11 protein-coding genes are annotated in these 13,861 nt (G+C 53.5%); 6 read left to right on the top strand and 5 right to left on the bottom strand.

Annotated elements, in window-relative coordinates:
- Nucleotides 1-46 precede the first annotated feature (46 nt).
- The 3 genes from I2D94_RS03290 to I2D94_RS03280 all read right to left on the bottom strand — a co-directional run bounded on the left by I2D94_RS03290 (nucleotide 47) and on the right by I2D94_RS03280 (nucleotide 2,080).
- Nucleotides 47-325, bottom strand: a complete 279-nt coding sequence (locus tag I2D94_RS03290; RefSeq protein ID WP_195395600.1) for an ATP-binding protein — start codon at nucleotides 323-325, stop codon at nucleotides 47-49.
- A gap of 391 nt (nucleotides 326-716) precedes the next feature.
- Nucleotides 717-1,193, bottom strand: a complete 477-nt coding sequence (locus I2D94_RS03285; RefSeq protein WP_195395599.1) for a GNAT family N-acetyltransferase — start codon at nucleotides 1,191-1,193, stop codon at nucleotides 717-719.
- Nucleotides 1,190-2,080 (bottom strand): LysR family transcriptional regulator, encoded by an 891-nt coding sequence (locus tag I2D94_RS03280; protein ID WP_195395598.1) that lies wholly within the window; start codon nucleotides 2,078-2,080, stop codon nucleotides 1,190-1,192. Before I2D94_RS03280 ends, I2D94_RS03285 begins: the two co-directional genes overlap by 4 nt.
- Nucleotides 2,081-2,221: 141 nt before the next feature.
- Here I2D94_RS03280 and I2D94_RS03275 point away from each other — a divergent pair, with 141 nt between their 5' ends.
- The 6 genes from I2D94_RS03275 to I2D94_RS03250 all read left to right on the top strand — a co-directional run bounded on the left by I2D94_RS03275 (nucleotide 2,222) and on the right by I2D94_RS03250 (nucleotide 10,291).
- Nucleotides 2,222-4,786 (top strand): FAD-dependent oxidoreductase, encoded by a 2,565-nt coding sequence (locus I2D94_RS03275; protein WP_195395597.1) that lies wholly within the window; start codon nucleotides 2,222-2,224, stop codon nucleotides 4,784-4,786.
- 7 nt (nucleotides 4,787-4,793) lie between these two features.
- Nucleotides 4,794-5,552, top strand: coding sequence for a sirohydrochlorin cobaltochelatase (locus I2D94_RS03270; RefSeq protein WP_195395596.1), 759 nt, complete (start codon nucleotides 4,794-4,796; stop codon nucleotides 5,550-5,552).
- Nucleotides 5,553-5,830: 278 nt separating this feature from the next.
- Nucleotides 5,831-6,853: an ABC transporter substrate-binding protein gene (locus I2D94_RS03265; RefSeq protein ID WP_195395595.1), complete on the top strand. Its 1,023-nt coding sequence runs from the start codon at nucleotides 5,831-5,833 to the stop codon at nucleotides 6,851-6,853.
- Nucleotides 6,850-7,845 (top strand): iron ABC transporter permease, encoded by a 996-nt coding sequence (locus I2D94_RS03260; RefSeq protein ID WP_195395594.1) that lies wholly within the window; start codon nucleotides 6,850-6,852, stop codon nucleotides 7,843-7,845. The genes I2D94_RS03265 and I2D94_RS03260 overlap by 4 nt, the downstream gene beginning before the upstream one ends.
- Nucleotides 7,838-8,617, top strand: coding sequence for an ABC transporter ATP-binding protein (locus tag I2D94_RS03255; protein WP_195395593.1), 780 nt, complete (start codon nucleotides 7,838-7,840; stop codon nucleotides 8,615-8,617). Before I2D94_RS03260 ends, I2D94_RS03255 begins: the two co-directional genes overlap by 8 nt.
- Before the next feature lie 321 nt (nucleotides 8,618-8,938).
- A complete protein-coding gene (locus I2D94_RS03250) occupies nucleotides 8,939-10,291 on the top strand; it encodes an ATP-binding protein (protein WP_195395592.1) in 1,353 nt (450 codons plus the stop codon).
- A gap of 169 nt (nucleotides 10,292-10,460) precedes the next feature.
- On the opposite strand, the gene I2D94_RS03245 is transcribed toward I2D94_RS03250, so the two are convergent.
- Nucleotides 10,461-12,113, bottom strand: coding sequence for an ABC transporter ATP-binding protein (locus I2D94_RS03245; RefSeq protein ID WP_229056736.1), 1,653 nt, complete (start codon nucleotides 12,111-12,113; stop codon nucleotides 10,461-10,463).
- Nucleotides 12,100-13,860, bottom strand: coding sequence for an ABC transporter ATP-binding protein (locus I2D94_RS03240; protein ID WP_195395590.1), 1,761 nt, complete (start codon nucleotides 13,858-13,860; stop codon nucleotides 12,100-12,102). Before I2D94_RS03240 ends, I2D94_RS03245 begins: the two co-directional genes overlap by 14 nt.
- Nucleotide 13,861 lies beyond the last annotated feature (1 nt).

Below are 13,861 nucleotides of genomic sequence, written 5' to 3'. Positions count from 1 at the left end.
ATTGCTTTGAAAGCCGAGAGTGTAAATCCTTGATGAAATTGAATTCTTATTCCCAATTTTCGGTTAAGAGAAAGTCACGAATATTCTGGTGCTTGATGCTGTTCCTGCTCAAATTCAATTCATCCATGGAAACTATGTATTTTGAATAGTGATCACGGATCAAATCATAGACGCTGAATTTACGTTGGATTGTTTCCTCAGAAGCCAAACGATATGTAACTTGAATATACAATCTTGAACCTTTTTTATCACAGATAAAATCGACTTCTTTTTCTGCGGCTCGGCCTACGGTCACAGTATAACCCGGCGCAGCAATTCCATACAAACAATATTCTCCAGAATTAAATTGATATCTTTAAGATTTCCGTCATAGATTGCTTCGCGAATTCCATAATCGGCAATGAAATATTTTTAAATTATACCCTGAAATATCTAAGGGGTGTATTATTTTATCAGTTCTATCTGATAAAAAATGAAGTGAATTATTTCTTTTATAACTGATAATTTACGAATTGTCCTTCGATATTCTTTTCTATAATCTGTTTAGAATGAAGCTCTATTATAAAGTGATCTAATTGACGATAATTAAATCGAAGAGAATGATTTTATCCAATGTATAGTCCAGCCGGTTGACCTGTGATCTGCTGCCCGGCTATTTTCGTAATGGGAATCATGTAAAAGTACTTATGAACCGATTGGCGGGCGCTGAGGATTCATCACTTCGATGATTTAGCGGCAGTATCCCTGACCGATTCAACAGGCCGGTTGGTTTCCATGTGATAAAAAAGCCCAGGTCCCAACTGAGTCGTCAGCTGGACTTTTTTGGTAATCACAAAACCTGCCCTTTCATAACAAGCCACAGCCCGCTGATTCCACGTCCTGACTTCCAGATACAAAGGCTTGTGCGGCCAGCGCTGTTTGGCAATCGCAATCGCTTCCCGGGTGATCGCCGTGCCGACGCCGCGGGAACAAACCTGCGGATGAACGCCGATACCAAAAAAAACCTCCGTTTCTTCCTCCAATAAATTAACAAAGCCGATCAGCTGATCCTGTTCAAAGAAACTGATGAAATGCTCGCGCTGACTGGCGGGAATTTCTGAGAACCGTGGTTCATCATAGATTGCGTATTCGCCGGGATAGCGCCACTGTTCGATCAGCCGGGCGTCGGCTTCGCTCATTTTCCGATAATTCATAACCCACCTCTTTCATAATCACTCTGTTGGCAAGAAGAATTCGGGAAGATCTCGTCGATCAGCTGATCGGCGTGCGTCCCGTTTAAATACACGAAATTAAACTCCCGCTGTTCGCTCAAGCCTTCCAGCGAGAAGGTCGTCAGCTCGGGATGACCTGCGGCGACGGCGGAATAGGCGAAGGAAACGCCGAGGTTTTCACTCACCATCCGCACGATCAGGGCGAAATTGTTGACGCAGATGATCCGTCCGATTTTATCCAGTGAATACCCGCTCTCCTGCAGTGATTTCTCAAAGATCGCGCGTGTTCCGGATCCCGCTTCACGCAGGATGACGCTTTGATCGGCCAGGGCTTCACCGGTGACTTTTCTGCCCGCAAAGGGATGATCGCGATGACACAGCCCGACAAACGGAGCAGATTGAAAGCGCCGGTAGCCGTAACGGCTTTTATCGAAGCTGCCCTCCACCAACGCGAAGTCCAACTCCTCCTGATCCAGACGGTGAAGCAGCTCGCGTGTGTTTTCCACCACGATTTCCAAGGTGCGGTCAGGCCGCTTGAGGAAGCGGCAGAGATCTTCGCCGATGATGAATTCGCCGATCGTTTTGGTTGCGCCGAGGCGGAGCGTCAGAATTTTGGGAGCGGACAGTTCCTGGCGCATCCGCTGGTCGTTATACACGGCGGCGCGGGCATACTGCGCCAGCTTTTCCGCTTCCGGGGTGCGGTACAGACGGCTTCCGTCATAAGTGAACAGCCGGCAGCCATATTCCCGTTCCAGCGCATGAATCTGCTGAGTGACGGCAGGCTGGCTGAGTTTCAGCTGTTCGGCAGTGCGGCGGTAATTCATCAGTTCATAAAGCGCTAAAAAGGTTGGGATTCGATAATCAATCATGGGTTCACCTCATAAGAAAAACGAATCAACAGATAAGTATTAACAATTTTCTTTTATTATAGACCCTGTGCTATAATTTTACAACGTGAGAGACTGTTCAATGATTGTACAAAATCACAGTCTGATAAGGAGGAGCTGGGTATGAAAGTATTAGTGATCGGCGGCGTCGCGGCCGGGACCAAAGCGGCGGCCAAGATCAAACGTCAAAACCGCAGCGCGGAGGTAAAAATTCTGACGCAGAGCGCGGATATTTCCTACGCTGGATGCGGTCTTCCGTATTATGTCGGAGGGATGATTGAAAGCCGGGAGGAATTGATCGTCAATACCCCGGAAAAATATACGGGACTGACGGGCGTGGAGGTCGTGACCCGCTGTGAAGTGACAAGCGTCAATTTCCAGGCGAAAACCGTCACGGCGCTGTGCCAGGGACAGACGTGGCTGGAAAGCTATGACAAGCTGGTCATCGCGACCGGTGCGACGCCGTTTGTTCCGCAGGTGGAAGGCATCCGGCTGCCGGGTGTCTTTACGATGCGGACGCCGGATGACGCGATCGCTTTGCGGTCTTACGTTCAGGACCGGCATTGCCGCAGCGCCGTCGTGGTGGGCGCGGGCTTCATCGGCTTGGAAATTGCGGAGAATTTACAGGCTCAGGGTCTGGCGGTCACCGTGATCGACGCGGCGGATCAGATACTGCCGAAGATTTTCGATCCGGAAATGGCGGGATATGCCCGCCGGCGTCTGCGCCAGAATGGCATCCGGGTTCTGACCGGAACACCGTTAAGCGAGATCACCGGTACGGAACGGGCGGACGGCGTGCTGGCTAACGGCACCCGGATCGGCGCGGATCTGGTCGTGCTGGCGATCGGCATCCGTCCGGCGACGACGTTCCTGGGCGGCAGCGGTCTGGCGATGGAAAAGGGCGCGATTGTCGTTGATGAAATGATGCGTACCAACATTCCTGACGTCTATGCCGCCGGCGACTGCGCGCTGGTAAGGAACCAACAGACCCGTCAGCCTCAGTGGTCGGCGATGGGATCGACGGCCAACATTACCGCGCGGGCTTTAGCCTGCACGATGACTGGAACGGAAACGGCATATGGCGGCTGTCTGGGCACCGGCGTCGTGCGCTTGGGCGAAGGCTTTAACGCCGGCCGCACCGGCCTGACGGAAGCGCAGGCCCGGGAAGCTGGCTATGAACCGGTCACGGTGGTCTGCGCCAGCGATGATAAAGCACACTATTATCCAGGTTCTTCCTTCTTTATGACAAAATTGATCGCCGATCGTTCGACGCATCAGCTTCTGGGCATCCAGGTGCTGGGCAGCGGCGTCGATAAAATGATCGACATCGCCGTAACGGGCATTGCCGCGGGCATGACGCTGGAAGCGTTCAACAGTCTGGACTATTCCTACGCACCGCCGTTCTCCACCGCGATACATCCGTTTGTCCAGGCTTGCCTGGTCTTGGAAAATAAGCTGTCCGGTGCGATGATGTCGATGACGCCGGCGGACTATGCCAATGGAGCCGCAAAGGACTATCAGGTTGTCGACGTGCTGCCGAAGCCGACGATCGCCGGCGCAAAATGGGTGGATCTGGCTCAGGTCAACGGTCCGATTGAAGGTCTTGACCGCGATGCCAAACTGTTGTTGGTCTGCAACCGCGGCCGCCGCGCGTATCTGCTTCAGAACCGGCTGCGTCACTTCGGCTATACCCAGACGGTCGTCCTGGAAGGCGGCGTCACGATGAATGAAGTGAAGGTGCAGTTTGCTGGGGCGGCGATTCCGCCGGATGAAATCAAGCGCGTCAAGGGCTTGGGCTGTTTACAGGATAAGCGTTATCCGGATCGCTTCAACGTCCGCGTGATCACCCGCAACGGCAAGATCACCAGTGAGGAACAGCGCAAGATCGCCGAAGCGGCTGAACTGTTTGGAACCGGCGAAGTCACGATGACGACGCGCCTGACGTTAGAAGTCCAGGGTGTTCCTTACGCGAATCTGGACGCGCTGATGACGTTCTTAAACGATGCCGGGCTGGAAACCGGCGGCACGGGATCGAAGGTTCGTCCGGTCGTTTCCTGCAAGGGCACAACCTGTCAGTATGGTCTGATCGACACGTTCCAGTTAAGTCAGAAATTACACGATCTGTTTTATATCGGCTATCATGATGTCGTGCTGCCGCATAAGTTTAAGCTGGCAGTCGGCGGCTGTCCGAACAACTGCGTCAAGCCGAATCTGAACGATTTAGGCATCGTTGGGCAGCGGATCCCGGAGATCAACATGGCGAAGTGCCGCGGCTGTCAGGTTTGTCAGATTGAGAAAACCTGTCCGATCGGGGCGGCGAAGATGGTCGACGGCAAGCTTCAGATCGACGCCGACCTGTGCAATCATTGCGGACGATGCGTATCCAAGTGTCCGTTCAAGGCGATTGAAGAAAGCACCTACGGCTATAAAGTTTACATCGGCGGCCGCTGGGGCAAGAAGGTCGCGGAAGGCAAACCGCTGTCGCGGATCTTCACGAGCGAGGAAGAAGTGCTGGCGTTAGTCGAACGGGCGATCCTGTTCTATCGCGATGAAGGGATTACCGGCGAACGCTTTGCCGATACGATCGCGCGCTTGGGCTTCGATTATGTGGAAGACAAGCTGCTCAACGGCTCGATCGACAAGGACAGCATCCTGAAGAAGACGGTTGTCGGCGGAGCGAAGTGCTAGTTTGGTCATGCTTGACGGTTGGGTAAGCGCGGCGTTTGGAACCGCCGATCCGCAGCGGTTTGAGCGCTGCTTCGCCGCTGTGCATCAGTCCGCGGTTCAGCAATTTCCCCCGCTTCCTAACGCGCTGGCACTGACCAGTCCGCGGATTCAGGCGCATCTGGCAGCACAGGGAAAACCGCTGCCGTTAGTCGGCGAGGCGCTGAGCCAGCTTGCAGAACAAGGCTGCCGGCGCGTGGCAGTGAACAGTCTGTTGTTAGCGGAAGGCGCGGAGTGGGATAAGCTGCAGAGTGAGGCGGAACAACGACGGGCTGATTTTGATCAGCTGATCCTGATTCCGCCGCTGTTACCCTCAAGAAGTCAGGCTTGCGCTCAGACGCTGGACGCACTGTTTCCCGCCGAGCCAGGGGTGACCCGGGTTTTGTTGGGACATGGCTGCGCGCAGGGAGCGAATTCGGCTTATGCCGTGCTGCAGACACAGCTGAGAGCGGCGGGCCGCGATGATCTGTCGATCGCGCTGCTGCATGGCGATCCAAGCTTAGGCGAGCTGCTGGAAAAATGGAATCAAAGCGGAGCCCGGCGGATTGAACTGAATTTTCTGATGTTGTGTGCAGGTCATCACGCTCAGGAAGTCCGGCAGGAAAGCCGGGGCTGGGCAGCGGCTTATCCCGCGCTGTTCGTGACGATCTCCGATCTGGAACTGGGCAGCTGTCCAGCTTTTCAGGAATTGTTTCTTTCATTCACGGAAGAAACGGTATTTAATGGATAGACAATGAAATACTAAAAGACGAGCGGCAACGCTCGTTTCGCTTACGAATTGAGATTTGCCATACCGCAATGTCGGGCGAGGGCTTTAAAATAATCTTCGTGAGTCGGCTGACGTTCAATCTTGACGATCGAATGTTGGCGTGATTATTGACATTTCAACGATCAGGCAGGCTTCCCGGATTTGAAAAGAATCCGGGAAGCGGACTGCCGCAGTCCGCAGGGACTGCGTTTTTCCGGCTGTGATGCGCCGGAGAAATGATGAAATCAGGAGGATTGAAGATGAGCAGAAAACCGGACATTTTTTTGTCTGAATTTAAAGTGAAAAATAAAGCGGTCAAGGTTCTGGCCGTGCTGATGATCCTGGCGGTGGTGGCCGGCTGTCAAACAACACCGGCGGCGGCACCGCAGCCGGAAGAAAACGCGGCAGCTGCAAGTTATCCGCTGACCTTTACCGACGCGCTGGATCGGGAAATCACATTGTCCCAGGCCCCTCAACGGCCGGCGGTGTTGTTTTCCTCGTATGCCGAGCTGTGGCAGCTGGCGGGCGGGGACGTCGCGGTAACGGTCGGCGACAGCGTGAAACGCGGATTTGTCAACGCTGAGACGCCGCTGGTGGACGATGGCGCCGGGTTAAAGATCGATGCGGAGCAGCTGATCGCCCAGCAGCCGGACTTTGTGATCGCTTCGGCGGATATGGGTGCGCAGGCTGAGCTGTGCGGTCAGTTAAGCGGCTATGGGATTCCATGCGCGGCCTTGAAAGAGGAAAGCTTTGCGGATTATCTTTCCTTATTAAAATTATTCACGCAGATCACCGGGAATACTGAGGCCTACAAGACCTACGGACTCAACGTCCAGCAAGAGATCGAGACGCTGCTGGCGGAAGTGACGCAGGCCCGCTGGGGCCAGGAACCGATCTCGGTCTTATTTATCCGGGCGGGCTCAGGCTATTCCGCGACAAAGGCGAAAACGGCGAAGGATCACTTCGTCGGCGGCATGCTGGAGGAACTGGGCGCGGTCAACATCGCGGATGAAGCCGGCGCTTTGTCCGAGGGACTGGCGTTGGAAAGCATTCTGCTGAATCAGCCAGATGTGATCCTGATCGTTCCCCAGGGCAATGAGGAAGCGGCCCGAGCTTATATGGACAGCCTGCTTCAGGAAAGCGGCTGGCGTGATCTGGAAGCGGTGAAAAACGGCCGCTGCACCTATTTGTCCAAAGACTTGTTTCATTATAAACCCAACGCCCGCTGGGCTGAAGCCTACCGCGTGTTAGCCGGCCTGTTGTATCCGGAGAGCTTTTCATGAAGATCAAGAAGAAACGGGTTCTGATCCTGTTTCTCTTTCTATTCTTAGCGGTGCTGGGACTGAGCGGACTGGCGCTGGGCAGCGCCCGGTTTCCGCTGGATGAGGTGATCGCCGTCTTTACGGGCGGCGGCGATCCGACGGTGCGGCTGATCGTGCTGCAGCTGCGGCTGCCGCGGGTTGCCGGGGCTGTGCTGGCCGGCGTGGGGCTGGCGGTCTCCGGTCTTTTGCTTCAAAGCGCGACGGGAAACGATTTGTGTTCGCCGAATATCATCGGCGTGAATTCCGGCGCGGGCTTTGCGGTCATGGTTCTGCTTTGCCTGTTCCCGATGGCGTTTGCGGTTCTGCCGCTGGCGGCGTTTGCGGGCGCGTTGTTCACGACGTTTCTGGTGTTGGGAATTTCGGTGAGCGCGGGCGGACATCAGTCCAAGTCGACGGTGCTGCTGGCCGGGGTCGCGGTCAGCTCGCTGCTCAGCGCCGGGATCTCTTTTCTTTCACAGCTGGTTCCCGACGCGCTGGCGTCGTATTCGGCGTTTTCGATCGGCGGATTTTCCGGCGTTCAGGGGGCGGATCTGGTTTTCCCCACGATCATGATCGGAGTGGGAACGGGTCTTGCCTGGGGATTAGCACCGCAGTTAAATCTGTTGTGTCTGGGCGATGAGCTGGCCGCCACGTTAGGCGTAAGGGTCAAAGCGCTGCGGTTGATCTGTCTGATTCTGGCCAGCGCGCTGTGCGCGGCAGTAGTTACGTATGCCGGGCTGCTGGGGTTTGTCGGCTTGATCGTGCCGCATCTGGCGCGGAAGCTGGCGGGTCATGACCTGCGGATGCTGGTGCCGGTGACCGCGCTGTTGGGCGCGAATTTAGTCGTGCTGTCGGACTTAGCGGGACGGACGCTCTTTTCCCCGGCGGAATTGCCGGCGGGGATTCTGATGGCGCTGTTGGGCGCGCCGTTCTTCCTGTTTATCCTGTTCCAGCGGCGGGGGCGTTATGCTTAGGGCCCAGCAGATCAGCCTGCGGCTGGGATCTAAAACCATTCTCAAGCAGGTTGATTTTCAAGCGGAAGCGGGTCAGATCACGGTGCTGCTAGGGCGCAATGGCAGCGGTAAGACGTCGCTCTTGCGATGCCTGGCGATGACGCAGACCCGCTGGCACGGTCAGGTGACGCTGGACGGCTGTTCGCTGCGCTCTCTGACCCCGCAGGAACGATCCCGCCGGATCGCACTGCTGCCGCAGGTGTTGCCGCGGCCGCCGATCACCGTGCGCACGTTGACGAGTTACGGCCGTCAGCCCTATCTGGGATGGGGCGGACAGTTAAGCGCTGCGGATGAACAGAAAGTACAGCGGGCCATGGAACAGGCCGAGATCGCGGCGCATGCGGAGGATTTAGTCTGTCACTGTTCCGGCGGCGAACGCCAGCTGGCTTACTTTGCGATGCTGCTGGCGCAGGATACGCCGGTGGTGCTGTTGGACGAACCCACGGCCAGTTTGGACATGGAATACCGCCGTGTTGTCTATGCGCTTTTGCGCCGGATGAAGGCGGAAGGCAAAACGGTGGTTTTGATTCTGCACGAGCTGGCGGATGCCGTCGAACTGGCCGATCAGATCTGCGTACTGGATCAGGGGACGCGGGTGTTCACGGGCACGCCGGAGGATTTTCTGATCAGCGGTCTGCCGCAGTCTGTTTTTGGGCTATGTCCAAAACAGGTCAAGGATGAAACAGGAAACGAGTTTATTCTGTTCCGGCCGCTGAATCAAGGCGGGGAATAGCTTGACCTTAAGATAAAAAGGAAAAACCAGACAGTTTCGGAAAACGCCTCGGCGAGATCACGGATTTGTCTGGTTTTTAGTATCACTTTGATTGTCCATTCCTGTTTTTAAACATTTTGGATTGCGGTATCATCCTGAAAACATTGAAAATGTGAATACGATATTATTTAAAATTCTAGAAAATGTGTGATAGAAATGCTATAAAAATCTTGAAAACGTGTGATATTGCGCGATTAAAAATCTTGAAAACGTGTAAAATAAGTTCTTTCTATGGTATACTGAAACCAAAAGGATATTGCCGATAAATACGGAGGTGTGTTTATGAAACGGAAAATCTATGATACGCTTGTCCAATGGAAACGTGAAGATGCAGGACATACCGCTATGCTGATCGACGGAGCGCGGCGGGTAGGAAAAAGTTATATTGCTGAGGAATTTGCGAAAGCTGAATACCGAACTTATATTCTGATCGACTTTAACCGGGTCTCTAAAGAGATCACGGATTTGTTTGAGCATTACCTCAATGATTTGGATACTTTTTTTCTTTATTTATCAAATTACTATAATGTCCGGTGTTATGAACATAATACGCTCATTATCTTTGATGAAGTTCAGCTTTTTCCAAGAGCTCGCGCAGCGATTAAGTACCTTGTGGCGGATGGTCGTTATGACTATCTTGAAACAGGTTCTTTAATGTCAATTAAAGCGAATATTAAAGATATCGTAATTCCTTCAGAAGAACGGCATGTTAAAATGTTTCCTCTTGATTTTGAAGAATTTCTCTGGGCACTGGATAATGAGATGTTCATGGACCTCATCCGCAAATGTTTTGAAGAACGCCGGCCGATGGGACAGGCGCTCCATCGGAAAGCGATGGATTATTTTAGGCAATACCTCATTGTTGGGGGAATGCCTCAAGCCGTAGAGACTTATATTCGTACAAAAGATTTTGACCGGGTAGATCGGATAAAACGAAATATCCTGGAACTTTACCGGGCAGATATCATCAAACATGCACAGGGATATGAGATGAAAGTAGAACAAATTTTTGATGATATCCCCTCGCAGCTTCAAAAACATGAAAAGAAATTCAAACTATCCTCCTTAAAAAAAGAAGCCCGTTTCAGAGATTATGAAGAAGCGATTTTTTGGCTGTCTGACGCGATGATAACCAATATCGCCTACAATTCAACAGCGCCTGTGCTTGGCTTAAAACTCAACATGGAAAGGATGACATTAAAATGTTATATGGCTGATACCGGGCTTCTGATCAGTCATGCTTTCGATGAAAATGGAATTGTCAGTGAAGAAATTTATAAAAAACTTCTATTTGATAAATTGGAATTTAATAAAGGGATGATTGTGGAAAATGTTGTTGCACAAATGCTCACCGCTAGCGGACATAAGTTATATTTTTACTCCAATTCTTCCCGGAATGATGCTTCCAGCCGTATGGAAATTGATTTTTTAGTGGCGAAAAGCAAGATTACCAATCGGCACAATATCTCACCGATTGAAGTTAAGTCAAGCAAGAATTACACTCTGACCTCTTTAAAGAAATTCTGTTCTCAATACAAAGAACAGCTGTATATCCCGTATGTGCTGCATCCAGGTGATCTGAAAGAAGAAAATGGAATCACTTATTTACCGCTTTACATGACGCCTTTCCTATAAAACTCCGGTTCTGACTCCCGCATGAGAGCGGGAGTTTGTCGTTAAATCATGGAAAAATCTGAAATCAGGAGAAGTTGAAACACGCAGTGTTCCTGCTTATCCTGTTATCCCTTTTCGTGATTGAGTAAGAAAACCTATTGCAGTGGGATCGAAAAGAAAGCGGCGATTCCTAAATGGAAATCAGTCTGCCGTTTCCATTTTGTTGATATAAGCGGTGAGAAATGGAGATCACAGTACGGTTGAGCGAAGCCCGGCGCAGCGCTTCCATGACCAACGCTTCTGTGCCGCTGTCCAGATTGGCGGTGATTTCATCCAGAAGCAGGATTCGCGGATCAGCTGCAACCGCTCGGGCGATCGCTAACAGCTGCAGCTGACCCTGGGAAAAGAGCGCTGGATCCCAGGGCGTCGCGAGTCCCTGCGGCAGCTGGTCAATGACCGAGTCCAGACCGACTAACCGCACGGCCTCAGTAATTTGATCGGCGGTGATCGTTTCGTCAAACAGGGAAATCTGATCGCTGACTGTGCCGCTGACCGGCCGCAACGTTTGTTCCACATAGCCGAACAAGCGCCGTTTCTGTTGGTCGCTGATCTGATCGGCTGGCGTGCCGAAGATCGTAACGGATCCCTGCTGAGGCGAATACAAGCCGAGGATCAATTTAAAAATTGTGCTTTTCCCGGCTCCGGTCCGGCCGGCCAGCGTGACTGTTTCCCCTTGGCGAACACGGAACGAACAATCGCTCAGCACGATTTCTTCCTTTTCATATCCAAAGGTAACGTGATTCAGCGCCAGCGCCGGTTCATCGGCCGGCAGGGCGGATAGCGCCAGTGTTGTTTTGGGCTGTTTTCGCTGCGGCTGGCGGAAGAAGGTCTCGATCCGCTGAATGCCGGCAACCGCCGATTGGATGTTCTCAATTTCCATGCCGATGTTTTCCAGGGGAGTGAAAATCTTACCGACATAAGCCGTCACGGCGACCGCTGAACCGACCGACATGCCGAACAACGATTGCCAGTCTCCGGACAGCGTGGCTAGAACCATCATGACGGCGATGACAGCGCTGCTGCTGAAAACGATGATCGGCGAGTAGACGGAATCATAGAAATTCGCTTTTTCCAGACTTTGATAACTTTGCTGCAAGTGCCGGTCATACCGCTTTTCCATCATTTCCTGCTTGTTCAGCGAGCGGATCATCCGCAGGCAGTTCAACGTTTCCGGAACGAGATGGTTGACCTGCGCGATCGCCGCCCGATTTGTTTTCTGAGCCTGCAGCATCCGTTTTTGAAAATGTCGGGTCAGGGCGAACAACAACGGTGTGATCACGATCAGAATCAAACCCAATCCGAGGCTGCGGGTAAAGATCATGATCAAAACTCCAATCACTTTCAAGCTGTCGGCAGCCATGTTGAGGACGCCGTCGTCAAACAGCGCGCTCAGCGCATCGACATCGTTAACCAACAGAGAAACGGTTTTCCCCGGATCCTCACGCGCAAAACAGGCAGCCGGCAGAGTATCGAGTTTGGCACACAGATCCTGACGAACCTGCCGGGTGATTTTCTGTCCGGTCCGGGTGATCAGCGCCGTCTGCAGAGATTCCAGCGCGCCGGCCAGCGCCAGAAATAGAAAATATGCCAGCGCCAGCGGAAAACCGATGGACTGCCGATGGGTCAGCCGGTTGACGATTTGCTCGAGCACCAACGGCGGAAGCAGGGCGGCGCCCGTCCCGGCCAGAATCACGATTACCAGCAGCGAGAGGAACAGGCGCTGCTGGACGATCACGGTGCGGACGCTGGCTTTCAGCGTCAGGGAAGCGTTATTCTTTTTCATCGTCGGCGCCTGCTTTCTTCTGCTGCTTTTCAACCAGTTGGGCATAAGCGGGATTCTCCGCCATCATCGTCGCAGGATCGGCGACTCGGGCAGTGCCGTTTTCCAGCCAGAGCACCTGATCAAACTGGGCAAAATGGACCAGACGATGGGAGATCAGCAATATGACCCGGTCTTGGGCCAGCATGCGCAGATTGCGCAGAATTTCAGCTTCCGTGGCGGGATCGACGGCGGAAAACGGATCGTCGAGCACCAGCACCGGACAAGGCCGGGCCAAGGTTCGCGCCAGAGCGAGGCGGGCCTGCTGACCGCCGGACAGACGCGTCCCCTGATCACCGATTCGAGTCTGAAGTCCTTTGGGCATCGTGGCAACTTCTGCGTCCAGCGCTGTGAGCTTTAACCAGGACATGCAGTCCAGATTCTCGCCAAGCTGAAGATTTTCTTCAATCGTGTCGCTGAGCAGCTGCGGGGCATGGCCCAGATAACCGACCAGCCGGCTGATCTGCACGCTGTTGAGCTGCGATATTTCCAGACCGTTGATCTGCAGGCTGCCGGTGTAGGACAGTTCGCCTAAGAATAACCGGCCCAACGTTGACTTTCCGCAAGCCAGAGGACCGGTGATCCCGATGATCTGTCCCGCCTGAGCCTGCAGCGTCAGATGCTCAAACAACGGCGGCTGATGGGGATAAGCGAAGGTACAATCTTCAATTTTTAACTTGACGGGGCCGACAGCGGGCGGCAGGGTTGAATCAGGAAGGATCACCGGCTGCAGCTGCGGCTTGATCCGCTGCCAGGATACCTTCGCTTTCTGAACCGCATTGAACAGCTTGGCGGCATGTGAACTCTTTAATGCCAGCCGGGTAAAACAGGCCAGATAAGTTGTAAAGGCGGCGATATCCCAGACGGCCCAGCCAACGCCCAACATGTTTTGTGCGCCGCGGATCAGAACAAACAGGACGCCGATCATCGCGATGATGTTGTACAGCGGCTGCATCGCGTTTTCCCAGACATTGGAAACGACGGCGTTTTTTTCAACGACGGCCAGTTGTTTTCCGATTGCCTGATTCCGTTGATTTTCACAGCCGAAGACACGGTAGGTCAGCGCATTGCTCACCCGATCGAGCATCATCGTGTTAAGCTGACTGACGCTGATTTTGTAAGCCGCTGCGCTGCGGGTGATCGGATGTTTCAATTTCTCCGCCAAAAAGGCGGCCAGCGGCATGAACAGGCAGGCTAAAAGCGTAAGCCGAACGTCGTAAATCAGCAACATTCCCAGATAGGCGATCATGACCACGCCGGTATCGAACACCTCCGTCGTAAATTTGCGCATGCCTTCGGCGCACGCGTCGACGTCGCTGATGGCCTTGGTCATCAGGCTTCCGGCCTCATCCGCACTCAAAGCGGCGGGATTTTGATAAACGAGATTGCGGTACAGCACCCGCCGCATCGAACGGGCCGTATCATTGGCAAAACGCCGGACCCCGAACCGCTTAAGACAACGCGCTCCCTGGACAATCAGGATCACCGCCAGATACGCCAGCGCCAATCCCGCCATATCGGCCCCGGTTTTTTCTTTCGCCAGAACCGCCGTCAGACACAGGGTAAGCTGTCCCTCAAAAAAGGGCCCGGCCGTCAGGCCGAGGTTGTAAAGAATACCGGAAAACGCGACGCCGGTCAGGACGCCCCGCTCCTGGTAAAAATAGGTGCTCAGCCGATCAGGCCGGCGCTGCGCCTTTGATTTGTTTGCCATG

The sequence above is a fragment of the Holdemania sp. 1001302B_160321_E10 genome (assembly GCF_015552275.1).
Taxonomy (GTDB): domain Bacteria; phylum Bacillota_I; class Bacilli_A; order Erysipelotrichales; family Erysipelotrichaceae; genus Holdemania.
Note: the sequence above shows the minus strand (reverse complement) of the source record. Positions and strands in the feature narration are given on the sequence as shown.